Raw genomic sequence first — 24,545 nt, forward strand, 5'->3', positions numbered from 1 at the left:
GCGATCATCGCGCGAGCAACAGGACCGGGTCGTTCATCAACCGGCGGATCAGGTCGGCCTGCCGGTTTTCGCCAGACTTCAGGAAGATCGAGGTCAGGTGCGTCCGCGCAGTGGTCAGCGCGACGCCGCTGGCGCGCGCATGATCGGCGAGGCTGGTGCCGTTGCACAGCGCCACCGCGAGCCGCGCTTCGGCCGGCGTGAAATCATAAAGATCGCGGAGCGCCTCGACAGGAAAGGCCGCGCGCCGGTCGGGCATGCCGACGATGACCAGCGCGAGCGGCCCGCCGTCGAACAGCGAACGACGCGCTTCCGAATAGGGGCTGACCGCGACCGACAGGGGATTGGGGCTGTTCGCGCGCGGCACCGCGACCAGCGTCGCGGTCCGCCCCGCGGCGTATCGCCCCTGCCCGGCCGCGTCGGCGATCGCCCGGGTGAGCCGCTGGTCGCTGGCGCCGCCGGCACAGAGCCGGCCGCCGGTCGACGACAGCCCGTCGCCCGCCTCGAGCATCGTTTCCGCGACCCCGTTCGCAAAGCGGATCGTGCGCCGCGCGTCGACGAGCAGCACCCCCGCCCCCAGCCGCTCGAAAGCGTCGAGCGACGCGGCGTCGGCAGCATCGAAGACGTTGAGCCGGTTGGCGATGATGATCGCGCGGCGCAGATGCGGCAGCAGGGCATGGCTGAGCGCCTGCTCGTCGGCGCTGAACGCGCCCGCGCTTTCGGGGCGCAGCAGCAACAGGTCCATCACCCCCATCGGGGCATCGACGCGCCACCGCATCGAAAGATCGAGCCCCTGCGGGCGCATCCAGTCGGCATGGAATTCGGTGCGCCGCAGGTCGGCCATCGAAATCAGCGCCTCCTGCACCACGATCGGCGGCGACGCCGCGACCCGGTCGCGTTCGGACATCGGGTCCTTGCCGGCATAGTGCCGATAATATCGGTCCAGATAGTCGGGGTCGATCGTTGCTTCGGCCGACCGGACGTCGGTCAGATTGCTGCTGCGCGCGATCCGCATCGCGGCGACGCTGCCGAATGTCTGCGATACCAGGTCGAGATAGGGTCGCCAGCCGTCGCGATCGGTCGCGGCCTTGTAGACGGCGTCGATCAGCATCGTGAAACGGCCGTCGTGCGGCGAAGGGGAATTCATGGGCAGCCATCCTGATCAAGGTCAGGATCGCCCCTCCGCGCCATCGGCGGAATGCGGACAAACGTACCGGAAGGACGATCCGTCCGTCCCCAGACACGCAAAAAAACTGCTTCGCCTCATTCATTCATACGAGGCGGAGCCCGCGATCCTTTGACTATTCGGCCCTCCACCGGGGTGCTCTCGCTTGCGCGGGCAACTCAGGAACCGGGATCGCACCCCGAAAAGAGCCTGATCGCCATGTGCGGAAGGTTCGCATGGTCCGTCCGCCATACCCCCGATGGCGGGCGGGCCATCACCCCATCATGTGTATCAAGGAGGCCGGCGTGCGCCGGTAGGACATCTATGAATTGCAAACCCAATCTTCTGGGCGCTTCGGCGCTCTACGGAACGCTTGCGCTCGTCGCACTGGGAACGGCGCAGCCGGCCCGCGCCGCCTGCACGACCCTGATCGACGACCAGCAGCGCAAGATCCTGACCTGTACCGGCGACAATGAGGGACCGGTCGCCGTACCCGTTGACATCGACCAGTTCCGGAACAGCGGCACCATCACCCCCGCGGCCGGAACTCCCGGATCGGGCGTGACCGGCGGCCCGGGCAGCGCCGGAATCGTCAACGACGGCACGATCCGTGGCGACCTCTCCTCGGCCATATCGGTTAAGAGCCTTCGGGCCGGCGCGCGAATCACGAACAATGGCACGCTGACCGTCGACAACAGCCAGTCGCGGGGCGCCAATAATTTCGGCATCCTGGTTGAACAAAGCGGCGCCGGGCTGACGACCATCATCGAGAACGCCGGGCGCATCGAGGCCGACGGCCCCTATGGCGGCGGCATCCTCGCCTATGGCAATGCCCGTATCCTGCACGCCGGCCCCAACGCGCTGATCGAAATAGGCGGTCTCGGCGGCACCGCGATCAGTGGCGAGCGCGCCGATGTCAGCATCCTTGCGCCCGTCCGCGCGGCGGAGGGCAATGGCGTGGTGCTGACCGACCGGTCGACGGTCGACAATTCGTCGGAAATCATCGCCGGCAGCAACGGCATCTATATGGGCCGCGGCGGCAGTGTCGTGAACCGCCCCAATGCGGTCATCCGTTCGACGGGCGGCACCGATGCAGCGCTCGACCTGAACGACGGCAATATCGAAATCGTCAACGAAGGGATCATCGACGTTGCCGGTATTGCGGCCGATCGCGCGGTGATCGCGTTCAGCAACAATATCGGCGGCCCCGAAATGGTGCACAAGATCACCAACGCCGCGCTCGGAACCATCGGCCATGCCGGCATGACCGCCGGCGCGCAGGCGATCCGCGGCGACGACGGCATGCGCTTCGAGCTTCGCAACGCCGGGCGCATAAACGGCGACATCCTGCTCGCGGACGGGAACGACAGCATCGAAAACGGGTCCGGCGGCGTCATCGACGACGATATCGCGACCGGTACCGGCGACGACAGCATCCGTAACGCGGGCACGATCAACGGCGATATCGACATGGGCGACGGGCGCGATGCCCTCTTCCTCGCCGAGGGATCGGTGCTGAACGGCGATGCGCGGCTATCTCGACACACAGAAGTCGCGGCTCGGGACGACAAACTTCCACCAGATCCCGATCAACGCGCCCAAATGCCCGTTCCACAATTTCCAGCGCGACGGGCTGATGCAGACGCTGGTTCCCAAGGGCCGCGCCAATTACGAGCCGAACAGCCTTGCCGAAGCGGGCGAGGATGCAGGTCCGCGCGCCTGCCCCGACGCCGGCTTCACCACTTTTCCGGCGAACAACGAACGGAACGACCCGGCCGAGAAGCTGCGCATCCGCGCCGACCTCTTCGCCGATCATTTCAGCCAGGCACGGCTCTTCTTTTGCTCGCAGACGGAGAACGAGCAGGCACATATCGCCTCGGCGCTGGTGTTCGAGCTCTCGAAGGTCACGCTCGACCATGTCCGCGCCCGCGTCGTCGGTCAGCTTCGCAATATCGACGAGGATCTCGCGAAGCGCGTCGCCAAGGGGCTCGCGACCGATCTTCCCGCGAGGATCAAGCCCGCCAAGGCCGCCATCGACATGGCGCCGTCAGATGCGCTGTCGATCCAGAAGGACGACCGTCCCGACATCAAGGGACGAAAAGTCGCGATCCTGTTCGCCGAAGGCTCCGATAAGGACACGATCTACAAGCTCAGGACGCAGATCGAGAAAGCCGGCGGCAGCACCTTCCTCGTCGCCCCCAAAGTCGGCGGCATTCCTGTGTCCGGCGGAACGCTGAAGGCCGACGGGCAGCTCGCCGGCTCGCCCTCGGTGCTGTTCGACGCGGTGGCCTCGGTCCTGACCGAAGAGGCCGCGAACAAGCTCAGCCGTGAAGGCGCGGCGGTGCAATGGTTCATGGACGCCTTCGGCCATTGCAAGACGATCGCGCACGACCAAGCGAGCCGGGTGCTGCTCGACAAGGCCGGGGTGGAGTTCGACGAGGGCATCGTCGCTCTCGCCGATTTCATAAAGGTCGGCACGCGCCGCCGCTGGGACCGCGAGCCCAAGGTGCGCGACCTCGCGTAATGGCCCGATCCGGGACGCGCTGAAGCCTTTTTGCCTGGCAACATCGGCATTCGGCGCGCGTTGAGCAAACAACAGGAAAGGGAGATAATATGACGCGCTTGCTGTTGGTTATGGCATCGGCCCTGTCGATCGGGGCCGCGACCCTCTCGCTACAGTCATGCGGTGCCCAAAGCGTCGAGGCCGCGTCGCCCAGCGGCCCGGTCAACGCGCTACTGACCCTTCCCGACGGCTCGACCTTCGTCGCTGCCGAGGGTTCGCTGCCTCGCGGGATCGCCGAATGGCTGGCATCGCGCGAAGGCGACGAAGCGCGGTTCGCATTTGCCGGATTCGACGAAGATCGGCCGCGGCTGACCAGCAAAGGACTTGGATCCGCGGCCGATCTCGCGACTATCCTCCGTGCCGCTCCGGCTGCATCGCTCGAAATCGCGGGGGACGAGGCCCAGGCGAAGGCGCTGGCAACCATGCTCGATGAACGGGGCATCGGTTCCGAGCGATTGAAGATCATCCCCGCCGCCGGGCTCGGCAGCGTGATACTGACCGTCCACCGCGGTTCAACCGCCCCGCTGATGACCGCTAAACCCTGACAGTTCAATCCGGCGGCAGCGCCAGCATAAGCCATGTTGATCGCCTTGTGGCGATCGAAGTCGGGAGGACCGTCGGCTCACCGCACGGGCCGCGCTCGCCAAGCGCCCGTTTGGCGCGATCGACGGCCGCCCTCGCCCGGCGAATGGCGGCTGCGTCCTTCCCGCCTCGTGCCGCACGAACCGCGCTCCGCGCTGCCATCCGCTGGGACGCAAGACGCGCGCGATCGTCTTCAGACAATGCCGGGTTGATATGCGCCAAGGGGGCGACCGCGAACCTTGAAGGAGCGGCCATCGGGCGTAACCGGATAATGGAAGGGTGGCTTTGCAAGGACGGCCTGCCGCCCACGCTACGCGCGCCCTGACATAGTCGTGTGCCGGCGACCGAAGGGTTGGCCGCCGGCACCCGTGGGGGAAGACGGAAGGAGGCTTCCATCATCCCCGGAAGGCGGGGCTCCGAACTGCAGAGCCCGGTAGATCATGGCAGTGTGCGGCGACCGCGCCCGAAGACGAAGGCAACAACGAAAAGAACGACGCCGATGACGAGAAGAATCTTCGCAAAGTCGGCCGAGAGACCGGCGATGCCACCGAAGCCGAGCAACGCTGCGACAAGGGCGACGACGGCGAAGATGATGGCCCATCTGAACATGATATTTCTCCCGCTGTTGGGCGCGTCCTCGCGCCCCGCGCGCAAGCGAAGAGGCAGCGAAGCACGCCGTACCATTCATCCGAAGTGGATGTGCACGCAACGCAGACGACAACGCAGACGAACATATTTGGTTCCAGCAATATCGCTGACAAATGGGTTTCATAACATAGATTAAGTTCATGATTTTAATGGAACAATTGCCCATCCAGCGCGTCTCCATGAGGCCCACACCCCCGAGGGCAACACCGCGAAGGAGAGGCCATCATGGCGCAGAATAACCAGCAGGGCGGCAACCAGCCCAACCAGAACCCCGGTCAGGACGGCCAGCAAGAACAGCAGGATCAGACCCGCCGCCAGCCGAACCAGAACCAGGACGACAATCAGGGTGGCAACCAGGCCGGCCGCGACGACGAAAATCGTCAGAACCGCTGATCATCCAGCGACAGACGAGCGCGTTTGCGGCGCTCTCTGGGCCGGGCCGTCGCTCCCGCACGGTCCGGCTTCGCTATATCGGGGAACGGCTAAATCCCGAGCGACGTGACGACACCGAAACGCGCTGGTCCGCCGTCCCCCGTTGCCGATATCATTCGAAAAGGAAATTCCCATGAACGCGCCCCTCGCCGCTCGCCGCATTCTTATCATGGCAACCGATGGATTCGAGCAGTCCGAACTTGAGGTTCCGCTCGAAAAACTGGAGGAGGCCGGCGCCGAGGTCCGGGTCGCGTCTCTGAAAGAGGGACAGATCGAGGGGTGGGACGACGACAATTGGGGCGACGAGATCGACGTCGACTTGCTGATCGCGGACGCCCGCGCCGAAGATTTCGACGCACTTGTACTACCCGGCGGCCAGATCAACCCCGACCTGCTGCGCGTCGAGGAGGAGGCGATCGCGCTCATCCAGGCTTTCGCCGACGCCGACAAGCCTGTGGCAGCGATCTGTCATGCGCCCTGGCTGCTCGTCGAGGCGGGCCTTGCGAAAGGCCGAAACATGACTTGCTACAAGTCGATCCGCACCGATGTTGCCAATGGCGGCGCCCAAGTCTTTGACAAAGAGGTCGTGGTCGACGGCAATATTATCACCAGCCGCTGTCCCGACGATCTGCCGGCATTTTGCGACGCAATCATAGAGACCGTGGTGCGTGTCGGCGCCGATGCCTGAGACGTGGCGAGCCCCCTGTCAGCCCCGCGGGAACCATGACGACGTCGCTCGCATTTCGGCAGCGGATGTACCGTCAGACGTTAGATGAGGAGAGCTGGCATAATGTTCGATCGGGATATGGCGCCGCCGGGCATGGCGATCTTTCTTGCGAAGCTGCTCAGCCACAGCCTGCTTTCGACCGAGGACTAGGCGGCGATCGCCGCTCTTCCGCACCAGACGCGGCGCCTCGAGCCCAACGACTATATTTTGCGCGAAGGCGACCGGTCCGATATCTGCCCGGTCCTGCGGTCGGGCTTCGCTTACCGGCAGAAGATAACCGAGGGCGGCGGGCGCGAGATCGTCTCGATCAAGATCCCGGGCGACCCGCTCGACTTCCAGTCGATGTATCTTCGCACCGTCGATCATAATCTGCAGGCGCTGACCGCCGTCGAACTGACCGTCATCATGATTTCGGATTTCGAACGCCTGGTACAGGCGCGTCCCGCAATCGCGCGCGCCGTCATGGTCGACATTCTCATCGAAGCCTCGATCGGCCGCGAATGGCTTCTCAACAATGGCCGCCGGAATGCGCTCGCGCGTCTCGCGCACCTCTTTTGCGAGCTCCACTACCGGCTGCTCGATACCGGCTCGGGCGGCCTCGACATTCACAAAATGCCGCTCACCCAGGAACAGCTCGCCGACGTGCTCGGTCTGACCCCTGTCCATGTGAACCGGACACTGAAGGCGCTGGAACGCACGGGCGCCATCGCCCGCGACGGCCGCGGTATTCGCATCGCCGATCTGCAATCATTGATCGGCACTGCGGAATTCTCCGACCTCTATCTCCACCGTGACCAGCCCTGACCCCCGAAGGAGCAGACGAGATGGGACGTTATTTCTTCCACACACGTGACGGCTATCGCGAGATCGACGAAGTAGGCATCAACCTTCCCGATGACAAAACCGCGGGACTGGAGGCGATACGCTATGGCGGAAGCCTTCTCGCCGACGACCCTCATATTCTGCGACACGACCACGGACTGCGCGTCGAGTGCGTCGACGATGCAGGAAGGCTCCTTTACACGCTACTGGTCACCTCAGTCGACGCAAACGGAAATCTCGCAACCCTCGCGACCGAGAAGGATTAGGGACGAAACGGGCGCGCGCGAGCGGTCTTCCAGATACGAGAAGCAGGACTGCGGTCAGCGGTTCCGACGATTCCGATCATCGCTTCTGCCCGGGTTCCGGTCATCCATGCGCTCTTTGCCCGGCGGACGGTTCCGGCGGTCCTGCCGTTCCTGCTGGCGACCGCCGCCCGGCTGATTGCCGCCCTGCTGATTGTTCCGAGCGAACCGCCAGTCCTCTTCCTGAAACCGCCCAAAGCGGGTATCGAGGAGAGGCTTTCCGGCCCCAATGTTCCATTGAAATCATAAGCTTAACCTATGTTATGCAAGTCGTTCGCACGCGGCACAAATTCAGCTTTCGGAGGAACAGTCGCCGTGCGCCCCGCGTTAAACGATCGAACTTCAACGGAGACTGATCATGAACAGCGATACGATCAAGGGCAATTGGGAACAGGTCAAAGGCCATGTCCAGAAGAAGTGGGGCGAACTCACCAACGACGAGCTCGACCAGATCAACGGCAACCGCAAGATTCTGGCTGGTAAAATCCAGGAAAAATATGGTCGCGCGCAGGATGAAGCCGAGCGCGAGATTGACGAGTTCGAAAACAGCTACTGATCCTTCCTGGATCGAAGAAAGTCCGCGCGGCCCTGTCGCGCGGACTTTTCCGTGCCCGGGTGGGAGCGGGCAAGGCGACAGGGGCAAGATGACCACGACAACCAGCGGCATGCTCTTTCGTCACGGAAAGTTTGGGTTCGACGCTCTCTCGCGCCGCGCGAGGCTCGCGGCGGGCGCGGGCGGCGCTTTTCTGATTATCGGCGCCCTCGGAATCGGGGCCTTTCCCGTTTCGGTGCTGCACGGCACTGCCGAACGCCAGCTTGGCGAACATTTCGGCGCCCCGGTCCGCATCGGCGCCCTGTCGCGTGCGGAGTTTTTCTCCTTCACACCCACGCTCGTCGTCGAGGATGTCAGCATCGCGCAGCCGACGTGGGCCGGCACAGGGTCGCTTTTCAAGGTCAGGCGCGCGAGCGCCCGGACACCGATCCTGTCACTGCTCTCGGGTGACCCCGCCATTCGCTCGCTGGACATCGTCGGGCTCGAAGCCAATCTCGTTCGCGACGCCAATGGCAAGAGCAATTGGGAAGGCTCCGGGGATAAGAGACCGGATGAGGCCGACCGCGAGCTGAAGCTCGACGCGCTGAGCATAAGGGACAGCCGCTTCAGCCTACTCGACGCAAAGCGCCGTCTCGACATTGCCGGAACGCTAGAGGCAGCGGCGGACCGCAGCGTCACGCTGCGCGCCGAAGGCCGCTTCGACGGCGTTCCTGCGCGCCTTATAGCAACGGGCGCACCGCTCGGAGCCGCAAAGGGCTCGGCGTCCTGGCCCTTTTCGGCCAGCCTCGCGTCGCCGACGTTCCGGCTCGATGCCAAAGGCACGATGGCGGGTGGGCTGAACATGCGTGAGATGGATATCGAGATGAGTACGCGGGGGCAGACTCTCAAGCAGCTCGACTATATCATCGAAGCGGGGCTCTTCGGCACTCAGGATATCGACTTCGAGGGCAAAGTCCGGCGCCGCGGGCCCGACTGGTTCATCGACAGGCTCGGCGGCACGATCGGCCGCTCGACGATCCATGCGAAGGCAAGTGTCCTCAAGCGCGAGGGGCGCACCAGGATCGACGCGACGATCGATGCGCCGCAATTCGATTTCGACGATCTTGCAGACGATGCAGGGCTCGCGGCGGCCCGCGTGCGGGAAGCCCGGACCGGTCCGCGCATCATCCCCGAGACGCGCATCAACCTCTCGAAAATTGGGCCCACCGACGGTATCATAAGGTTCAACGCGCCGCGGCTCCTCATCAAGGGCGGCTCGGCCTTCCGCAGCCTCAAGGGCGATCTCGTTCTGGAGAAGCGCGTGCTTACGCTTCGCAACGCCGTTGCCGGCCTCGACAGAGGGCAGATGACCGGCTGGGTCAAGGTCGATTCCCGAGGCAGCGCCCCCCTTCTCTCCACCGAGCTGCGGGTGACCGGCACCTCGCTCGACACCCTCGTAGGGCAGCCGTCGATGATCCGCGGGCCGCTCGAAGGCCTGGTCCGCCTGCAGGGGCGCGGCGACACGATCCGCGCCGCTTTCGCCGGCGGCAACGGCAAGATTGCCTTTGTCGCGCGCGGCGGCGCCATGAACCGGGCGGCCGCCTTCATCCTGGGGCAAGATCTTGGCGGCGCGATCGGACAGAAGCTTGGCGACGACGACGCGATGGTCCCCATCCGCTGCGCCGTCCTCGCCTTCACTGTGCGTCAGGGTCTCCTCACGCCCGCGCCCTTGCTCATAGACACCAGTATTTCGAAAGGCGCTGCACGCGGCCGGATCGACCTCGACGGCGAGACGATCGCGCTCATATTCGGTGGTGCATCCAAGGGTGACGCCGCACTCAAGCTCGTCGATCCGATCAGGATCGGCGGAACGCTGTCGAGCCCGTCGATCACGCTTGCGCCGCCTGGAAAGCCCACTGGCAAGTCGGGCGGAATCATCGGCGCGATCGGGCGCTCGATCGGAAGCGCCCTCGGATTGCGGAAGGATCGCGGCAAGCCTCCCACCCCGAGCGCAGCGCCCGCCGATTGCGACGCGCTCGCGGGCAAGGCGCTCGCCTGAATCCCCGCTCAGTCGCGTAGTTCGCGCGCCGCGAGCGGAAGCACTATCCGCGCGCGCATCCCTTTCCCTGTCCGCTCGCTCGTCCCGTAATGAACCTCGGCGCGGTGCGTCCTTGCGATAGCGGCGATGAGCTTCGTACCGAGTCCCGTGCCCTGCGCCGGCCGGTCGCTCGCGAAACCCGGACCATCGTCCTCGACGCTCAACTCGATCGATCGGTCGCCGACACGGCTGAGCCCGATCCGGATTTGCCCGTCGTCCGCCACATCATAGGCATATTTGCAGGCATTGCTGACCCACTCATTGGCGATCATGCCCAGCGCGACGGCCTTGTCGGTCGCGATCCGCAGCGGCTCCACCTCGGTCCGCACGTCGCGGCGCGCCGCGCCCGTCGACCAGCTCTCGCCAAGATCGGCGGCGAGGCCCGCCAGATAATCGTCCATGGCGACATATTCGACGTCATTGGTCGTGTAGAGACGGCGGTTGACCTGCGCGACGGTCGCAATCCGCTGCTGCGTCTTCTGCAGCGCCTCGCGTGCCTCTGGATCGGGCAGCGTTTTGGCCTGCAGCGCGACGAACGACATGATCATCTGGAGATTGTTGGCGACCCGGTGATTGACCTCCTTGAGGAGCGCCTCGAGCCGTGCATTGCTCGCGCGCAATTCCTCCTCGGCCCGCTCGCGGTCGCGGCGGAGGGCTGCGCGTTCGAGAACCTGTCCGAAGGTGTTCGCGAGCAGATCGAAGAAATCCGCGCCCACGGATTTCACGACATAGTCATCGGCGCCCGCCTTGAGAGCGGCCACCGCGACACGGCTTTCCTCCGAGCCCGTTACATAAACGACTGGCGGACAGCCCGCGATCGCGCGCAGGGCTTCGAGCGTCGCAAGCCCGTCCTGCCCGGGCATATAATGATCGACGGCGATCAGATCGAATCGTCCCTCGCGGGTCATCGCCACGCCCTCGGCGCCGCTCGCCGCGAGGCTGACCTCGAACCCGTCGCGCGCAAGATTGCGCGAGACGAGACGCCTTATGCCTTCGTCGTCATCGATATAGAGGATATGCGCCACGGCGGCGGACGCCCCGCTTCTCAAGCCGGATCCGGGTCGGGGACCTGGATCACCGAAAGGAAGAGACCAAGCTGGCGGATCGCATCGGCGAAATTTTCGTAGTTCACCGGCTTCGTTATGTAGACATTGCAGCCGAGGTCATAGCAGCGCTGGATTTCGACCTTGTCGTCGGTCGTGGTGAGCACGACAACGGGCGTGCGGCGCAGCGCGCTTCCATCGCCCTTCAATCGGGCGAGAATGTCGGTGCCGCTCATGTCGGGCAGATTGAGATCGAGCAGGACGAGCGCCGGACCGTTGCGCGCGGGCCCGTCCTCGGCATCGTAGAGAAAGGCGAGCGCCGAGGTGCCGTCGGTGAAATGATGGATCGTATTCGAGATACCGGCGCGGCGGATATTCTTCTCGATCAGCCGGGCATGACCTTCGTCATCCTCGATCATCACGATGTTCACGGGTTGTTGTTGATCAGGCATTTTCATCTCCGCCTTTCCATTCGATCGGCAGACTGAGACGGAAGGTCGACCCCTCGTCCAGAACCGATTGCACGTCGATCGTGCCGCCGAGGCGATAGGCGAGCGCCCTGGCGTGTGCGAGACCGATGCCCTCACCGGGCTGGTCCTGTGTTCCCGACCTTCGGAAAAGGTCGAATATGCGGTCATGGTCGCGCGGGTCGATCCCGCGCCCATTGTCTTTCACCTCGACAAAGGCCCGGCCATATTCCGTACTCCCGCTGACGGTGATGACGCCGGCGCGTCCGGGCTTCAGATATTTCAGGGCATTTTCGACGAGGTTCGAGAGGATTTGCTCGACCGCGAGCCGGTCGTTCACGATCCCGGGTAAATCGCCGATCTCGACCCGTGTACCCGTCTCCTGGATGCGGTGTTCGAGACTCTCGGCGATCCCTTTGACAAGGACGCCAAGGTCGAGCCGCTCGGGGGCCAGCGAGCGCCTTCCCTGCCGCGAGAGATTGAGGATCGCGTTGATGAGGCGATCCATCTTCTGCGTCGAACTGCGGATGAAATTGATCGCCTCGGGGAGGTCCTCCTCGATCGCGAGGCGGGTCGGCCCATCGGGGGCCTGCCACGTCCCGGCATCGCTCCGCGCGAGATAATCGGCAATCGCCTTGCGGGCGGCCTCGAGTTCGGCGGTGAAGCCCATCACGTTGACGAGCGGCGACCGCAGGTCGTGACTGACGATATAGGCAAAGCGCTGGATCTCGGCATTGGCCCGGCTGAGTTCGGCGGTCCGCGCGTCTACCAGTTCTTCCAGATCTTCATTCAATATCCGAAGCTGCTCGCGCGACTCGCGAAGCTCGGCGAGATTACGGCGAATGAGAAGCAGGGTGACGGCGGCGACCGCCACGATCAGCATTCCGGTCAGCAGCAGCGTGGTGTTGAACAAGGCCTGAGTACGCCGCTGCTCGGCCTCACGCTCGCGAAGCAGTCCAAGCTCCTCCGCCAGCATCGCGTCGACGACGCTGCGAACCTCGCGGACATAAGCGACGCCCGTATCGGTCATGAAACCCTCGACAACCGCGCGGCGCGCGGCGGCATCGCCGCCAACCGCTTCACGGTTATAGGCCTGATAAGCATCGAGAAGCTCGCGGAGGCGCGCGGCGCGGGCGCGCTGCCCCGGATTGTCACTGATTAGCCCATCGAGATCCTTTACCTGCGCGATAGCACTCCGCTGCGCAGCCGCCATGATACGGGCGAAGGCAGGATCGTTGGTGAGGAGAAGCCCGCGGCGCGCGGTTTCCATCCGTTCGTTGACACTCGCAAAGGAGCCGAGGCGCGCCTCGACCGCGAGTGTGTGCGAGACGAGCTGCGCATTCTCTTCATTCTGCCGCTGCGTCCAGTAGGTCGCCGCCGCGGCCACGAGCAGCGCTGTGAAACCGAGAGCAAGCAAGGCGATGATGACACGGCTTGCGCGCCGGTCGCGTCCGAGCGACGCGAGCTTTTCCGATGTCATCTTATCCGGTTCCCCCGCGCGCCGACTGGTGTCGCTGCATGGCGGGGGATCGGGCCGGGCGCAAGCCCCCGGTACGAGGCGGTGCCGGCACGCCGGGGCGAAATTTAACATGGATCAATCTGGCGGCGCTGGCGGGACGATCCGGCGCGCCTCGTCGCTCCCGCAAATCCGGCTATGGATGCGGGTTATGATCTACTGCGCCGTGATCCGGACCAGCGACCAGTCGTAGCCGAGCGACCGCACCCGGTCTTCGAGATGCTCGAGAATCTCGGGGCCGGGCCGGGCCTCGCGGGTCAGCGCCCAGAGATACCGGCCAGATGGCTCCCCGACGATCGACCAGTCATAATCGTCGCCATGGTCGAGAACCCAATAATCGCCTGCGAAAGGCCCGAAGAAGCGCACCTTCAGCTTGGCGTTGGTCGCCCTGTCGACGACCTTTGCCCTACCCACCGACTTGTCAAATTTGCTTACCTCGCCGCCCCTGCGTCCGCGGTTGACGACGCGAACGCTGCCGTCGGGACCCAGGCTGTAATCGGCGGTCACGGCATCCATGCCTTTCTGGAAGGAAGCCTCGTAGCGGAACTGCTCGTACCAGCGGCCGCCGTAACGAACGAGATCGACCGGTTTGGCGGGTTCGGGCACGGCGGGGTTCCCGACGGGTCCCGGTCGCGGAATATATTTCCAGGCCGCCCAGACGACAGGCGCCGTGACAGCCGCACCGAGGGCTGCGATGATTGCCGGTTTCTTCATGAAAGCTCCTTTCGTTCGGGAGAAGCGCTGCCGACGGGCGCAAAAAGGAACCCGCCGAAGCGGGTCCACAGATTTGCTGCCGTTGCCAGCTCGGGAAGATTATCGATCGATGCCCACTCGAACCAATGACAAGGCCTGATAGTTGCGGCGAACGGCATGAATATATTTTCGGCACTCGCTGAAACTTTTCGATCCGATTCCGGTTTATAAATCCGCACGGGCCGCACGGAGATCTGGCTGTCTGCCGGCGCCATGTGCTAAGCATGCCGCCGCCCGCGGGGCTCTCCTGGAGCCGCGGGCGGCACATGATGTGCTTCTTCCAAAAACACCCTTTTCCTCTTGCGGCGCCCCCCTCAATGACGACGAACCAAATCTCGCCGACCGAGCGTCGCGATCTGCGCACCGGGCGCTCGATCTGGATGGATCGGCGGAGACCCGCGCTCAAGACCCAACACCTCGAACAGGACGCGGTGTGCGGGGTGCTGGTGATCGGCGCAGGAATTTCAGGCGCCCTTATTGCCGAATCGCTGTCCGAGGCCGGCCATGAGGTCATCGTGATCGACCGACGCGGTCCCTCGCTGGGATCGACAACCGCGTCCACCGCGATGCTCCAATATGAACTCGACACGCCGCTCAGCCTCATGGCGGACAGGATCGGGCATGATCGTGCGGCCCGGATCTGGCAGCGCTCGCGACTGGCGGTCGATGCGCTGCGCGAGCGCACTGAAAGGCTCGGGCTCGACGTGGGAGCCGCGACGCGCGGCTCGGTCTATCTCGACGGCAATATCCTCGATCCGGCCGGACTCGCGCGCGAGGCCGATGCGCGGCGCCGTGCCGGGTTCGAAGTCGAACTCATCGGCCCCGCCGAGACCGAGCGGCGCTATGGCATCCCCCGCCGGCACGCGATCATCGGCCATGGCAACTATATTGCCGATCCGCGGCAACTGACGATCGAATATCTGCGCGTCGCGCAGGCGGCGGGATGCCGCATTCACGCGCCCTGCGAGGCCAGCGCGATCGAACCGCATGACCGGGGCGTTACCGTGCGAACGCGCGAGGGGCATGTCGTAAAGGCGCGCCATCTTGTGATCGCGACGGGCTATGAGCGCCTCAAGGGAATCCCGTCGAAGGGCAATTATATCATGTCGACCTGGTCGATCGCCACCGCACCCCAGCCGAAAGCGATCTGGCCCGGCGCCGATCTCATATGGGAGGCATCCGACCCCTATCTCTATGTCCGCACCACGCCGGACGGTGCCGTCATTTGCGGCGGAGAGGATGAGCCGTTCGACGACGAGGAGCGGCGCGACGCCATGATCGGGGCGAAGGCCGAACGCCTCGCGACCAAGCTCAGAAGACTCCTGCCGGGCCTCGATCCGACACCCGCTTATGCCTGGACGGGAAGCTTCGGCAACAGCCCCGTCGGCACGCCGACCGTCGGCCGCATTCCGCGCATGCCGAACTGCTATGCCGCGATGGGCTACGGCGGCAACGGCATCACTTTTTCGATGATGGCGGCGCAGCTTCTGCGCGGCCTGATCGGCGGATACGGCGACTGCGACGCAGAGCTGTTCAGCTTCTACCGGCCTTTTTGACCCCGCTCTGACGACCGCACGGCGGGCACCGCTTGCGTGTGCCGCTTCAAAATGATGTAATCGCCTTATGACCAGAGAAGCGGCGTGCCACTGCCGAGCGGTCAGGCTCGAATGCACCGGTGAACCGGCCAAGATCTCGTTATGCAACTGCCTCGATTGTCAGCGTCGTACCGGATCGCTCTTCAGCGTCGCCGCTTTCTTCCCGCGTGGATCGGTCCGGCAAATGTCTGGCGATTGCGGCACATTTCGCCGGGACTCGGCGAGCGGATTTCCGATCACCTTCCATTTCTGCCGCAAGTGCGGAACGTCGCTCTGGTGGGAAGCCGAGCGCCTCCCCCACCTTGTCGGGATCGCTGCCGGTACGTTCGAGGACCCGGCATTTCCCGCGCCCGCGCAAGCGGTGTGGACGAAGGATCGGCATCATTGGCTTGCATTCCCGGACACTGTGCCGTGCTCCCGCGAGAACCCGGCACCGAGGCCCTGATCCCTGAATATGAGGCCGCCCATGCAGCCGCCACGTTCCGTGCAGCGTACCGGATCATGGCCGCGACCGTTTTCGATCCTGTGGGGAAACAAAATGGCGCCCGTCGGGCTGAAACCCGACGGGCGCCAGTAATGAAGATTCGTCCTCGACGAGGAAGAACGCTTCTGGGTCGCAGGGGCGCCACTATATCGGCCAACCACCCGATGATTGTATCGAAACGCCAAAACAGGCCGATACGGACGGTCGCGTAAGCCCGGCCCCGGCGAACGGAGACCAGACGATCTGCATTCCGCGTGCGATGATTTGCCAGACGGTTCTTCAACGATGGTTCAGGCGGCGAGGATCGGCCTGCTCCACCTCGATCCCGGCAGCGCGCTTGCCCTCATCCATCGCACTGCGAAAGGTCAGGACGTTTTGGTCGATCCAGCCGGGCGGCGACAGCTGTCGTCCAAGAAATCCCAGCGCATCTGCCATGCGCGGCAGGAGCGATGGGCCGACATGATCGGCACCGTGTACCAGTCGATATTCGTGCGCGAGCCCGGCGTCGAACAGGATCCGGTGCAGATATTCCGCACCTTCGTAGAGATAGAGCGCGTCTTGGTCGCCGACCTCGATATAGATGCGAAGATCGAGCAATCGGCCGGGCGCAACGCTCGCGATCGTCGCGGGATTATTCGCCGCCCAATAGCCCCGATCGACGGGGTTGCCGAACATCGGATGCAAGGCGCGCTCCGGCCGCCAGAAGCGCGTCTCTGTCCCCGCCCCTGTCCATTCCAGCGCCGCCTCGATCGCAGGCTCGAGCGCGATGACGCCGGCAAACAGCTCGGGATGCTTGAACGCGATCCGGAGGCTGCCGAGGCCGCCCATCGATACGCCTCCGATGAAGGTCCGCTCGCGTAACACTTCGACATGCGCCGACCGGCGAACGAAGGGCAGCACGTCTGACAGGATATAGCTTTCCCAGCGCTCGCTACTGTCGAGGAAGTCCATATAGAGCGAGCGGCGCCCGCTCGGGGTCGCGATGACGAGCGGCGGCACGCGGCCAGATGCAATTTCGCGGTCGAAGACGCTCTTGAAGAAGAGTATATCTTTCTCGCTGCCATTCCCCCCATGGAGCCAAAGAAGCAGCGGGTACGCGTCCGCGCGCGCGGCATCATAGCCCGGCGGTTCATAGATCGCGACGCCGACATCGCCCGGCACGTTGGACGACGCCAAATTGTGAAACCCTATCGTCCCTTCGGTATCTGGCGCGGACGCTAAGGCAGGCACGGCGACCGACGCTACCGAGCCCGTCGCAACGAGACCCGAAAACTCCCTGCGGTTCAGCATCCGTCCCTCAACGCGCGCCCGGCGCGGCGCAGCTGAAATTCCTCGCTGAAGTGGTCGAACCCCAGCCGCGGTATACTGCTTTTTTGGGATAGGAACACAGCGGCCGCTGCATTTCCACCTTTCCGGCATCGTCGCTCGCGAACTTGGTCGCGATGATGCTCTCAGGCGCCTTGCCGCCATCGGCCCAGTCGATCAGCGCCGAGAAAATGTCGTGTCCCGCGTCATAGCCGGGCGGCTGCGGCGGGATACCGAGCGTGCCATTGAAGGCATCGGGACCGGCGCCACCGCCGCAATGCATCATACCAGGTGCGAGGAACAGGCGCGCGTTGTTCGCGAGTTTGTCCACGCCGCCGAAATCCTTCGCATGCCGTTCGTAAAAGGCGACCGACTGCCCCGGCGCGACGAGCGTATCGGCGAGCCCATGATAGACGATCAGCTTGCCGCCGCGGGCGGCAAATGCCTTGAGACTGCCGCGCGTCGCATCATTGACGATCGCGTCCAAACGCCGATCGACCAGCGGCATGTCGCGGTCGAAGTCAAAGCTCTTCCAGTCCCAGTCGGCGCCGAACACCCATTTGAACAGGGCGCCGAAAGGCGGTTGTTCGTTGATCGGCTTCTGGAGAAAAGCCCAGCCGAAGGTGTCGGGCATCTCGCTACCGGGCAACCAGCCGAAGTAGCTTGTCTTGCCTTCCGCGGTTCGTGGACCCGAGTAAAAAGCGCGGGCGGTCTCGACCTCAGCCGGCGTGAGACAAGCGTCGGACGCCCCGCCCTTGCAAGCGAGGACAGCGGGATCGAATGTGCAGCTCATCGGATCCGAGACGAACCGGTCGCCCGCAAGGCCGTGCCCCTGCTTCCAGCAGGTAGCGACCGCGGCCTTGTTCAGCAGTCTGAGCTTGGTATCCGATAGCAGGCTGCCCGGCGTGCGATGCGCGGCGGCATAGTCCCATAAGACCGCGGCATGGCCCCAGGTCCGGTTCATGACCGGCGCGCCGACGAGAATCCCGTCATAGTCTTCAGGATAATAGAGCGCCTCTATGAGCCCCTGCTGTCCACCGGTCGAGCAGCCGGTGTAATAGGAGCGTTTCGCCGCCTGACCATAGAAGGCATTGGTGATCGCCTTGCCGGTGGTGGTCATGACATGGGTCGAGAGCCGTCCCCAGTCGCGCCATTTGCGGTCCTGGCCTATGAGGGCATCGCCCTCCAGCGGCGTCGCGGGCGCCGTCCCGGCATCGGTCGTCGCGGTCGCAAAGCCGCGCCGCAGACCATCCGCCATCCCCGAATAGCCGCCCGCGAGTATGCCGGCGAAGCCTCCGTTGCCATTGCCATGGAAGACGCCGGCCCATCCCTCCAACGGCAACCAGATTTCGACGCCGATGTCGGACCCGGGCGCTGAACGGACGTGCGCGACGACACGGCAGAAGCTGCGATATCCCGCCGTATCGCCGGCGATCGACGTCTCCGCCGCTTTGCCCGGCACAAGGACCGCGCTCGTTATGCTGGTGTCGGCAAGCTTGAGACCGGCGAGGCTCGCGCGCCGCTATCTCGCCGCGCCGCTCAGCGGTCCATGGTTCGATTGACGGCACACGCCGGCAGGGTCGTGCACGATATCGCATGGCGGAACGGTGTGCAGCACCTGCCGGCGCATCGCCGCACGCCCGCCCATCACCGGCCGCCGAGGCTTGATCGAAGGATTCCGCACATCCAGATCGCATTCGGGAGTGTCAAAGCGAAGACAGGATATGTCATGGAACCCGAACGATTTCTGCGAATGCAAAGCGTGCTCGACCGGACCGGCCTCAGCCGCGCGACGCTCTACCGACAAATCCACGACGGCAGCTTTCCGCGCCAGCTTCAACTCACCCGCCGATGCGTCGCATGGCGTGAATCCGAGATCGAAAACTGGATGGCCGGACGGCCCGCGTCCTGAAGCCCGGGAGACGCTTTCGCGACGGCCGAGATCCTCGCCCGCTCTCGGCTTACCGTGAAATCACGCACTGGCGACAGGCCCGCCGCCGCCAGTGCGCACTCAATTGAGGCTACGCTCGCCTTCGGCCGGCGAAACCATAGTGTCCGCTCCGGCGGCGCTGCCGGTACAATAGCTTCCCCACGCCTCCATCAGCCTGACGCGGGCGCCCGGCTGCGCGGACGTGCCAAGATAGGTTGTGCGGCGATAGGCCGCCTGCACGGCGTCGGGTGTCTTGTGAGCCAGCGCCGCTTCCACCACGGCATCAGCAAAGTCTTCGTTGGCCGCCCAGTCGGTGAATGTCGATCGAAAACCATGGACATGGAACGGCACTTTCATGTCGCGTAGCACTTTCAGCAAGGTCATGTCGGACATAGGCTTTCCAGCCACGCCTGGAAAAACGACATCGGTGCCCGGAAGCCGGAAGGCGTTCGCCTTGGCCAGCACCCCCAGAGCCGCATCGGACAGCGGAACCATGTGGGTCTTACTTCGCTTCATATGGTCGGCTGGAATGGTCCAGAGCCGCCCTTCGAAATCGAACTCGCTCCATGTAGCAAATCGGACTTCCTGGCTTCGCACGCCCGTGAGGATGAGCAGTTCGAGCGCCAATCGGCCAAAAGCTGGCTTTTGCCGCAGAGCTGCGATGAAGGCAGGAAGCGCGGTATACGACATGGCCTTACGATTTTCCCGCGCTTTCACCTGACGCGGCAAGCCCCGTCCCGCTTTCAAGCTGCCGTTGCCCGATGGCGCCTCTGTGGAACGCCAGCCCTTCGCGTGGGAATAATCGAGGACGACGCATATCCGGTTTCGCACTTGGCGCGCCGTTTCGGGAATCTCCTGCCAGATCGGCGACAGCACGTCGATAATCGCCGCGGCCGTGATTCGCCCGGTGGGAATGTCGCCCAATTTCGGAAAGGCGTGACTTTCGAGGCTGGCAAGCCACTGGCGCGCATAAACGGCGCTTTTCCAGCCTGCTGCATTCTCGCTATGATATTGGCGCGCGGCTTCGCGGAAGGTCACCTTGGCCGCGGCTTCATCTTTCCTTTCCGCCAGTACATCGCGGCGATCGATTTTGACCGCCTTGCGAAGTTCATTGGCCTTTTGACGAGCCTCCAGGAGCGATAACAATTTGGCGCTGCCCAAGCCGATATCATGACGCTTGCCGTCACGTTGCAGACGCAAAAGCCAATACGCGCCGCCGCTTTTGTTTACCTTCAAAAACAGCCCGTCACCGTCTTGGTAGGTACCAGGACGTGTCATAGCTGCCTTGATCGCGAAAGCTGTAAGCTTTTTCATAGGGTTACCCCCAAATTTTATCCCCACACCTGGGAGACCGATTCTCGAAGGCTAAAAAATCTATCCCCACATTCCTCCCACAGTTTTTGCTGAGCTGCAGTGAAACGGAGTGGAACGCAGAGGACCGAACCATGCGATGATACGCTAGGTTTTCTGCCATTTCTAGGGATTTTAGGGGATGCCCTCGGACCCGAGGGTGGTGGACAGGGCTGGATTCGAACCAGCGTACGGAAACCCGGGCAGATTTACAGTCTGCTGCCTTTAACCACTCGGCCACCTGTCCATGGGGCCCGCTTTGGGAAGCGGTCCAATGGCGAAACGAGGCTTGCCTGTCAATGGCAGTCATGGGAAAGGCGCGCCCATGAGACAATTTTCCCGTCACCGCCGCCCGCAGGGCCAGAATTCGCGCGGCCAGGCCGTCCGTTTCTGGGGCCGCCACGCCGTTCTCGCCGCGCTCGCCAACCCCGAACGCACCGTCAAGCGCATCTGGGGCACGCGCGAAGCGCTCGGCCAGCTCGACCTGCCGCCGGTGATTCCGGTCACCTATGCCGACGTTGCAGACCTGGCGCGACTCGTCGCACGCGACGCGCCGCATCAGGGGCTGGTGATCGAGGTCGACCCGCTCGAGGGCATCTATCTCGGCGACCTGCTCCAGGCAGAGGTCGACGCGGGCAGCAAGCGCCCGCTCGTCATCCTCGACCAGGTCACCGACCCGCACAATATCGGCGCAGTGCTGCGCTCGGCCGCGGCGTTCGACGCCGCGGCGATCATCACCCAGGACCGCCACAGCCCGCCCGAAAGCGGCGTCATCGCGCGCTCGGCGTCGGGCGCGCTCGAAACCGTGCCGTGGGTGCGCGTCGTCAACCTGTCGCGCGCGCTGGAGGAGGTCGCCGAGGCGCAATATTGGCGCATCGGGCTGATGGGCGACACCGAAACGACGCTGGGCGAAACCCTCGACGGCAGCAAGGTCGCGCTGGTGCTCGGCTCCGAAGGCGACGGCATGCGCCACAATGTCATGGAGCATTGCGACGTGCTGGCAAAGCTCCCCATCTCGCCGCGGATGGAGAGCCTCAACATCTCGAACGCCGCGGCGATCGCGCTCTACGCGGTGGCGACGGCGGGCAAGTAACGACCGTCATTGCGAGGAGCGTCGCGACGAAGCAATCTCCAGCTACCGGCCAGTGTCTTGCCGATAGCTGGAGATTGCTTCGCTTCGCTCGCAATGACGATTGTTCGAGGAAGCGTCAGTCTTCGGCAGCGATCCGCACCTTCAGCCCGTCGAGGGCGTCGGTGAAGGGGATCTGGCACGACAGGCGCGAATTGTCGTCGCGGTCGGTGGTCGAATCGAGCAGGTCGTTCTCGTCCTCGCTCATCGCGGGCATCGACGCGGCGTCGCCGGCCTCGACATGGACATGGCAGGTCGCGCAGCTGCAGCAGCCGCCGCACAGTGCGAGCAGTTCGTCGAAACCGGCGTCGCGGATATTCTCCATCACGGTCAGGCTGGTGTCGCCTTCGATCTCGTGCTCGGTCCCGTCGCGCGTCACCACAATCAGCTTGGCCATGCTCATCCCCATATCGTTTGATTCGGGTGGGCTATGTCGCGCGTTGCGCGACAAATCAAGCGCTGCTAGGTAGACAGGTGGGGAACAAAAGGAGAATATCGCGATGGGCCTGAGCCAGCAGCAGCTGAACGCCGGAATCGATGCGCTCGCGGGCATCGAACCCCATTTCGCGCGCGCGCTCGGCCATGCCGGCTATCCCGAACCGCGGATTCGCGAACCCGGCTACACCACCCTGCTCCGCACCATCGTCGGCCAGCAGGTCAGCGTCGCCGCCGCGACCTCGATCTGGAACAAGCTCGAGGCCGGTTTCGGCGCCGGCTGTCCCGCCGAGGTGATGGCCGCCGCCGATTTCGACGCACTGCGCGCCTGCGGCCTGTCGGCGCAGAAGCAGGGCTATGCCAAGAGCCTCGCGCAGCTCGTAATCGACGGCGACCTGTCCTTCGACGCGCTCCCCGCCGACGACGAGGAAGCGATCGCGCTGCTCACGCGGGTCAAGGGCATCGGCCGCTGGTCGGCCGAAATCTATCTGCTCTTCGCCGAGGGCCGCCCCGACATCTGGCCCGCGGGCGACCTCGCGGTGCAGGAAGCGGTCGGGCGCATCCTCCGGCTCGACGCGCGTCCGGCGGAAAAGGCGGTGCGCACGCTCGCCGAACCCTGGCGCCCGCACCGCGGCGCCGCGGCGATTTTCAGCTGGCATTGCTACAATATGGCGGTGATCTGACCGGCCATTTGCCGATCTTCGCCATTGCAGGGGGCAAGGCGACGCGGCAATCCGGTTTCGGTGCAGACTGCGCTGGATTGCTTCGAGGACCAAAAATCATATGACCACCCGCGACGTCGTCACCGCCTATTATGCCGCGTTCGACGCCGGCGACACCGACGCGATGCTCGCGCTCGTCGCCGACGACGTCCGCCATGACGTCAACCAGGGCAAGCCGCGCCACGGCAAAGCGCTGTTCGGGGCCTTCAACGCGCATATGACGCGCTGCTACCGCGAACGGCTCACCGACATGGTGATCTTTGCCGAAGGGTCGCGCGCCGCCGCCGAATTCACCGTGAACGGCACCTATCTCGCGACCGACGACGGCCTGCCCGACGCGCGCGGCCAGACCTATACTCTTCCCGCCGGCGCCTTCCTGTCGGTGAACGCCGACGGGCTGATCGACCGCATCACCACCTATTATAATCTCGCCGACTGGCTCGAACAGGTCGGCGGATGACCCTGACCGTCGCGCCCGTCACCGGCGCCGGCCTGACCGAAGTCATCCCGGCGCTCGCCGCGCTGCGCATCGCGGTGTTCCGCGACTTTCCCTATCTCTACGACGGCGACGCCGCCTATGAGGCCGCCTATCTCGCCAGCTTCGCCGCCGCCGACGGCGCGGTCGTCGTCGTCGCGCGCGACGGCGAGCGGATCGTCGGCGCCGCGACCGCCGCCCCGCTCGCGGCGCAGGACGACGCCTGGCGCGCACCGCTCGCCGCCGCGGGCTTGGACATCGGCCGCACCTTCCATTTCGGCGAATCGGTGCTGCTGGCCGGCTATCGCGGCCGCGGCATCGGCCACGCCTTCTTCGACCATCGCGAAGCGCAGGCACGCGCGCTCGGCGCCGCGCACGCCGCCTTCTGCAGCGTCATCCGTGCCGTCGGCCACCCCACCCGCCCCGCGGATCACCGCCCGCTCGACGCCTTCTGGCGCGGCCGCGGCTATGCGCCGCTGGCGGGGGTGACGGCGTCGTTCGACTGGAAGGTCGTCGGCGGCGGCGAAGAGACCCACCGGCTGCAATATTGGGCGCGCGCGCTCTGAGCGCGGGCGATCAATCCCACCAGAAATACCACCAGTCCGACGCCATCAGGCTGGCGGCGAGCGCCGCGATGCTGTCGACGCCCTGGTCGACGATGTCGGCGCAATAGGCATATTGCTCGCGCGCGAGCGCGATCGCTTCGTCGCGGGTCGCGGGGCGCCGCTTCACGCGCACATTCATCACGTCGCCGGTGATCCCGACGATCTCGGCGCCATAGTCGGCGCCCCAGCGCCGCAGCGCCGCGACATGGATTTCAGGCGGCGGGCACGCATTCCAGCCGCCCCATTTCAGATAGGCGGGCGCCTCGAAGCCGCGCACGGTCGGCAGCAGCAGGATATGCGCGTGCGCATAGGGCTGCCCGGTGCGGATATCCGACGCGACGGTCAGCTCCGGCTCCTGCGGCGGCACCGCGGGCCATTCGCCCAGTTCGGCGACATAATCCTCATCCTCGGGCCCCAGTTCGGGATGCGCCTTCAGATAGGCGCGCCAGTCGGCCTGCTCCTTCGCGCGCAAGTCCGACAGGCTCTTCGGATGCTCGAGCCTGGCCGCCGCCGCGAGGATGGCTTCGACCGGCCGTTCGTCGATCATCCCGATCTGGTCGGCAAGCTGCCCCAGATCCTCGTCGCCGCCGACGATCACCGGCCAGACGTCGGGGCGCGCCGTCCGCAGCGCCTCCCGCCGCGCGAGCGCCTGCGCGCCGGGCACCTCGATCCGTTCGAAGGGAATCGCGTCGATCAGCGCCGCGACCTCGGGCGACCAGCGCGGCATGGCGGCGGCGGCGCGTCCCGCGAGCGGCAGCATCGCCAGCGCGGCGGCGCCCTGCGCGATCAGGGCGCGTCGCGAAAGCCCGCTGTATTCATTCCCCATCGCCCATCCCCCGCGCCGCGCACGAAAAAGGCCGGCAGGACA

The 24,545-nt window shown here is 64.8% G+C and carries 28 protein-coding genes and 1 tRNA gene; 15 read left to right on the forward strand and 14 right to left on the reverse strand.

Translation table 11 applies throughout. From position 1 onward, the window contains the following. Positions 1-4: 4 nt before the first annotated feature. Together EAO27_RS10295 and EAO27_RS10300 are read right to left on the reverse strand one after the other, a co-directional pair. On the reverse strand, positions 5-1,144 hold the full coding sequence (locus tag EAO27_RS10295; RefSeq protein WP_242780268.1) for a hypothetical protein: 1,140 nt from the start codon (positions 1,142-1,144) through the stop codon (positions 5-7). 309 nt (positions 1,145-1,453) lie between these two features. Further along, positions 1,454-2,419, reverse strand: coding sequence for a hypothetical protein (locus EAO27_RS10300; RefSeq protein WP_242780270.1), 966 nt, complete (start codon positions 2,417-2,419; stop codon positions 1,454-1,456). A 268-nt stretch (positions 2,420-2,687) separates the two neighbouring features. Between EAO27_RS10300 and EAO27_RS10305 the strand changes: the two genes are divergently transcribed. After that, a complete protein-coding gene (locus EAO27_RS10305) occupies positions 2,688-3,686 on the forward strand; it encodes a catalase-related domain-containing protein (RefSeq protein WP_347567143.1) in 999 nt (332 codons plus the stop codon). Between the two features lie 89 nt (positions 3,687-3,775). Beyond that, positions 3,776-4,270: a hypothetical protein gene (locus tag EAO27_RS10310; protein WP_156420426.1), complete on the forward strand. Its 495-nt coding sequence runs from the start codon at positions 3,776-3,778 to the stop codon at positions 4,268-4,270. A gap of 475 nt (positions 4,271-4,745) precedes the next feature. Here the strand turns inward: EAO27_RS10310 and EAO27_RS10315 are convergent, their stop codons facing one another. Further along, entirely contained in the window at positions 4,746-4,916 is a 171-nt protein-coding gene (locus EAO27_RS10315) for a DUF1328 family protein (protein WP_082662608.1), read from the reverse strand. Between the two features lie 264 nt (positions 4,917-5,180). On the opposite strand from EAO27_RS10315, the gene EAO27_RS10320 reads away from it, so the two are divergent. The 6 genes from EAO27_RS10320 to EAO27_RS10345 all read left to right on the forward strand — a co-directional run bounded on the left by EAO27_RS10320 (position 5,181) and on the right by EAO27_RS10345 (position 9,829). Further along, a complete protein-coding gene (locus tag EAO27_RS10320; RefSeq protein ID WP_242780272.1) occupies positions 5,181-5,348 on the forward strand; it encodes a hypothetical protein in 168 nt (55 codons plus the stop codon). Between the two features lie 172 nt (positions 5,349-5,520). Then, entirely contained in the window at positions 5,521-6,075 is a 555-nt protein-coding gene (locus EAO27_RS10325; RefSeq protein ID WP_242780274.1) for a type 1 glutamine amidotransferase domain-containing protein, read from the forward strand. A 195-nt stretch (positions 6,076-6,270) separates the two neighbouring features. After that, on the forward strand, positions 6,271-6,918 hold the full coding sequence (locus EAO27_RS10330; protein WP_347567146.1) for a Crp/Fnr family transcriptional regulator: 648 nt from the start codon (positions 6,271-6,273) through the stop codon (positions 6,916-6,918). Positions 6,919-6,938: 20 nt separating this feature from the next. Further along, positions 6,939-7,202 carry a hypothetical protein gene (locus EAO27_RS10335; protein WP_242780278.1) on the forward strand — a complete coding sequence of 88 codons (264 nt, stop codon included), beginning with the start codon at positions 6,939-6,941 and terminating at the stop codon, positions 7,200-7,202. 394 nt (positions 7,203-7,596) lie between these two features. Beyond that, positions 7,597-7,794 (forward strand): CsbD family protein, encoded by a 198-nt coding sequence (locus tag EAO27_RS10340; RefSeq protein WP_058806891.1) that lies wholly within the window; start codon positions 7,597-7,599, stop codon positions 7,792-7,794. 88 nt (positions 7,795-7,882) lie between these two features. Continuing rightward, complete coding sequence (locus EAO27_RS10345; RefSeq protein ID WP_242780280.1) at positions 7,883-9,829, forward strand: AsmA-like C-terminal region-containing protein; 1,947 nt, start codon at positions 7,883-7,885, stop codon at positions 9,827-9,829. Between the two features lie 8 nt (positions 9,830-9,837). Here the strand turns inward: EAO27_RS10345 and EAO27_RS10350 are convergent, their stop codons facing one another. From EAO27_RS10350 to EAO27_RS10370, 5 genes are all read right to left on the reverse strand, one after another. Then, complete coding sequence (locus EAO27_RS10350; RefSeq protein WP_242780282.1) at positions 9,838-10,893, reverse strand: response regulator; 1,056 nt, start codon at positions 10,891-10,893, stop codon at positions 9,838-9,840. Between the two features lie 20 nt (positions 10,894-10,913). Then, on the reverse strand, positions 10,914-11,363 hold the full coding sequence (locus EAO27_RS10355) for a response regulator (protein WP_058806897.1): 450 nt from the start codon (positions 11,361-11,363) through the stop codon (positions 10,914-10,916). Continuing rightward, positions 11,356-12,858: a sensor histidine kinase gene (locus tag EAO27_RS10360; protein ID WP_242780284.1), complete on the reverse strand. Its 1,503-nt coding sequence runs from the start codon at positions 12,856-12,858 to the stop codon at positions 11,356-11,358. Before EAO27_RS10360 ends, EAO27_RS10355 begins: the two co-directional genes overlap by 8 nt. Positions 12,859-13,050: 192 nt before the next feature. Then, on the reverse strand, positions 13,051-13,608 hold the full coding sequence (locus tag EAO27_RS10365) for a lipocalin family protein (protein WP_242780286.1): 558 nt from the start codon (positions 13,606-13,608) through the stop codon (positions 13,051-13,053). Next, a complete protein-coding gene (locus tag EAO27_RS10370; protein WP_156420429.1) occupies positions 13,605-13,862 on the reverse strand; it encodes a hypothetical protein in 258 nt (85 codons plus the stop codon). Before EAO27_RS10370 ends, EAO27_RS10365 begins: the two co-directional genes overlap by 4 nt. Before the next feature lie 102 nt (positions 13,863-13,964). Here EAO27_RS10370 and EAO27_RS10375 point away from each other — a divergent pair, with 102 nt between their 5' ends. Both EAO27_RS10375 and EAO27_RS10380 read left to right on the forward strand, forming a co-directional pair. Beyond that, a complete protein-coding gene (locus EAO27_RS10375) occupies positions 13,965-15,203 on the forward strand; it encodes an FAD-dependent oxidoreductase (protein WP_242780288.1) in 1,239 nt (412 codons plus the stop codon). Between the two features lie 67 nt (positions 15,204-15,270). Then, positions 15,271-15,687, forward strand: a complete 417-nt coding sequence (locus EAO27_RS10380; RefSeq protein WP_242780290.1) for a GFA family protein — start codon at positions 15,271-15,273, stop codon at positions 15,685-15,687. Between the two features lie 318 nt (positions 15,688-16,005). Here EAO27_RS10380 and EAO27_RS10385 read toward each other — a convergent pair whose 3' ends face one another. Then, on the reverse strand, positions 16,006-17,016 hold the full coding sequence (locus EAO27_RS10385) for an alpha/beta hydrolase-fold protein (RefSeq protein WP_242780548.1): 1,011 nt from the start codon (positions 17,014-17,016) through the stop codon (positions 16,006-16,008). A 7-nt stretch (positions 17,017-17,023) separates the two neighbouring features. After that, positions 17,024-18,493, reverse strand: a complete 1,470-nt coding sequence (locus EAO27_RS10390) for a tannase/feruloyl esterase family alpha/beta hydrolase (RefSeq protein ID WP_242780292.1) — start codon at positions 18,491-18,493, stop codon at positions 17,024-17,026. Between EAO27_RS10390 and EAO27_RS20970 the strand changes: the two genes are divergently transcribed. After that, a complete protein-coding gene (locus EAO27_RS20970; protein WP_347567144.1) occupies positions 18,416-18,943 on the forward strand; it encodes an AlpA family phage regulatory protein in 528 nt (175 codons plus the stop codon). The genes EAO27_RS10390 and EAO27_RS20970 overlap by 78 nt on opposite strands. Positions 18,944-19,042: 99 nt before the next feature. On the opposite strand, the gene EAO27_RS10400 is transcribed toward EAO27_RS20970, so the two are convergent. Then, a complete protein-coding gene (locus EAO27_RS10400; RefSeq protein WP_242780294.1) occupies positions 19,043-20,275 on the reverse strand; it encodes a site-specific integrase in 1,233 nt (410 codons plus the stop codon). Between the two features lie 197 nt (positions 20,276-20,472). After that, positions 20,473-20,558 (reverse strand) — tRNA-Tyr (locus tag EAO27_RS10405). A gap of 78 nt (positions 20,559-20,636) precedes the next feature. Here EAO27_RS10405 and rlmB point away from each other — a divergent pair. Further along, on the forward strand, positions 20,637-21,404 hold the full coding sequence (gene rlmB / locus EAO27_RS10410) for a 23S rRNA (guanosine(2251)-2'-O)-methyltransferase RlmB (protein ID WP_242780296.1): 768 nt from the start codon (positions 20,637-20,639) through the stop codon (positions 21,402-21,404). Between the two features lie 115 nt (positions 21,405-21,519). Here rlmB and EAO27_RS10415 read toward each other — a convergent pair whose 3' ends face one another. After that, the gene (locus EAO27_RS10415) at positions 21,520-21,837 is read right to left on the reverse strand and encodes a 2Fe-2S iron-sulfur cluster-binding protein (protein WP_242780298.1); all 318 of its coding nucleotides are present in this window, start codon (positions 21,835-21,837) and stop codon (positions 21,520-21,522) included. A gap of 103 nt (positions 21,838-21,940) precedes the next feature. On the opposite strand from EAO27_RS10415, the gene EAO27_RS10420 reads away from it, so the two are divergent. The 3 genes from EAO27_RS10420 (at position 21,941) to EAO27_RS10430 (ending at position 23,638) form a co-directional block, all read left to right on the forward strand. Further along, positions 21,941-22,558, forward strand: a complete 618-nt coding sequence (locus EAO27_RS10420) for a DNA-3-methyladenine glycosylase 2 family protein (RefSeq protein ID WP_242780300.1) — start codon at positions 21,941-21,943, stop codon at positions 22,556-22,558. A gap of 100 nt (positions 22,559-22,658) precedes the next feature. Beyond that, the gene (locus tag EAO27_RS10425) at positions 22,659-23,057 is read left to right on the forward strand and encodes a ketosteroid isomerase-related protein (protein ID WP_242780302.1); all 399 of its coding nucleotides are present in this window, start codon (positions 22,659-22,661) and stop codon (positions 23,055-23,057) included. After that, positions 23,054-23,638, forward strand: coding sequence for a GNAT family N-acetyltransferase (locus EAO27_RS10430; RefSeq protein WP_242780304.1), 585 nt, complete (start codon positions 23,054-23,056; stop codon positions 23,636-23,638). The genes EAO27_RS10425 and EAO27_RS10430 overlap by 4 nt, the downstream gene beginning before the upstream one ends. 10 nt (positions 23,639-23,648) lie before the next feature. On the opposite strand, the gene EAO27_RS10435 is transcribed toward EAO27_RS10430, so the two are convergent. Continuing rightward, positions 23,649-24,503 carry a DUF4253 domain-containing protein gene (locus tag EAO27_RS10435; protein ID WP_242780306.1) on the reverse strand — a complete coding sequence of 285 codons (855 nt, stop codon included), beginning with the start codon at positions 24,501-24,503 and terminating at the stop codon, positions 23,649-23,651. Positions 24,504-24,545: the final 42 nt, after the last annotated feature.

Source organism: Sphingopyxis sp. YF1 (genome assembly GCF_022701295.1).
GTDB lineage: Bacteria > Pseudomonadota > Alphaproteobacteria > Sphingomonadales > Sphingomonadaceae > Sphingopyxis.

Coding starts and splice junctions, on each gene's coding strand:
- EAO27_RS10345 (WP_242780280.1), top strand. CDS start 7,883: ATGACCACGACAACCAGCGGCATGCTCTTTCGTCACGGAAAGTTTGGG.
- EAO27_RS10420 (WP_242780300.1), top strand. CDS start 21,941: ATGGGCCTGAGCCAGCAGCAGCTGAACGCCGGAATCGATGCGCTCGCG.
- EAO27_RS10360 (WP_242780284.1), bottom strand. CDS start 12,858: ATGACATCGGAAAAGCTCGCGTCGCTCGGACGCGACCGGCGCGCAAGC.
- EAO27_RS10295 (WP_242780268.1), bottom strand. CDS start 1,144: ATGAATTCCCCTTCGCCGCACGACGGCCGTTTCACGATGCTGATCGAC.
- EAO27_RS10310 (WP_156420426.1), top strand. CDS start 3,776: ATGACGCGCTTGCTGTTGGTTATGGCATCGGCCCTGTCGATCGGGGCC.
- EAO27_RS10375 (WP_242780288.1), top strand. CDS start 13,965: ATGACGACGAACCAAATCTCGCCGACCGAGCGTCGCGATCTGCGCACC.
- EAO27_RS10335 (WP_242780278.1), top strand. CDS start 6,939: ATGGGACGTTATTTCTTCCACACACGTGACGGCTATCGCGAGATCGAC.
- EAO27_RS10370 (WP_156420429.1), bottom strand. CDS start 13,862: ATGGCGCCGGCAGACAGCCAGATCTCCGTGCGGCCCGTGCGGATTTAT.
- EAO27_RS10425 (WP_242780302.1), top strand. CDS start 22,659: ATGACCACCCGCGACGTCGTCACCGCCTATTATGCCGCGTTCGACGCC.
- EAO27_RS10385 (WP_242780548.1), bottom strand. CDS start 17,016: ATGCTGAACCGCAGGGAGTTTTCGGGTCTCGTTGCGACGGGCTCGGTA.
- rlmB (WP_242780296.1), top strand. CDS start 20,637: ATGAGACAATTTTCCCGTCACCGCCGCCCGCAGGGCCAGAATTCGCGC.
- EAO27_RS10305 (WP_347567143.1), top strand. CDS start 2,688: ATGCGCGGCTATCTCGACACACAGAAGTCGCGGCTCGGGACGACAAAC.
- EAO27_RS10355 (WP_058806897.1), bottom strand. CDS start 11,363: ATGCCTGATCAACAACAACCCGTGAACATCGTGATGATCGAGGATGAC.
- EAO27_RS10365 (WP_242780286.1), bottom strand. CDS start 13,608: ATGAAGAAACCGGCAATCATCGCAGCCCTCGGTGCGGCTGTCACGGCG.
- EAO27_RS10315 (WP_082662608.1), bottom strand. CDS start 4,916: ATGTTCAGATGGGCCATCATCTTCGCCGTCGTCGCCCTTGTCGCAGCG.
- EAO27_RS10415 (WP_242780298.1), bottom strand. CDS start 21,837: ATGGCCAAGCTGATTGTGGTGACGCGCGACGGGACCGAGCACGAGATC.
- EAO27_RS10320 (WP_242780272.1), top strand. CDS start 5,181: ATGGCGCAGAATAACCAGCAGGGCGGCAACCAGCCCAACCAGAACCCC.
- EAO27_RS10400 (WP_242780294.1), bottom strand. CDS start 20,275: ATGAAAAAGCTTACAGCTTTCGCGATCAAGGCAGCTATGACACGTCCT.
- EAO27_RS10300 (WP_242780270.1), bottom strand. CDS start 2,419: ATGGCCGATGGTTCCGAGCGCGGCGTTGGTGATCTTGTGCACCATTTC.
- EAO27_RS10340 (WP_058806891.1), top strand. CDS start 7,597: ATGAACAGCGATACGATCAAGGGCAATTGGGAACAGGTCAAAGGCCAT.
- EAO27_RS10430 (WP_242780304.1), top strand. CDS start 23,054: ATGACCCTGACCGTCGCGCCCGTCACCGGCGCCGGCCTGACCGAAGTC.
- EAO27_RS10325 (WP_242780274.1), top strand. CDS start 5,521: ATGAACGCGCCCCTCGCCGCTCGCCGCATTCTTATCATGGCAACCGAT.
- EAO27_RS10435 (WP_242780306.1), bottom strand. CDS start 24,503: ATGGGGAATGAATACAGCGGGCTTTCGCGACGCGCCCTGATCGCGCAG.
- EAO27_RS10380 (WP_242780290.1), top strand. CDS start 15,271: ATGACCAGAGAAGCGGCGTGCCACTGCCGAGCGGTCAGGCTCGAATGC.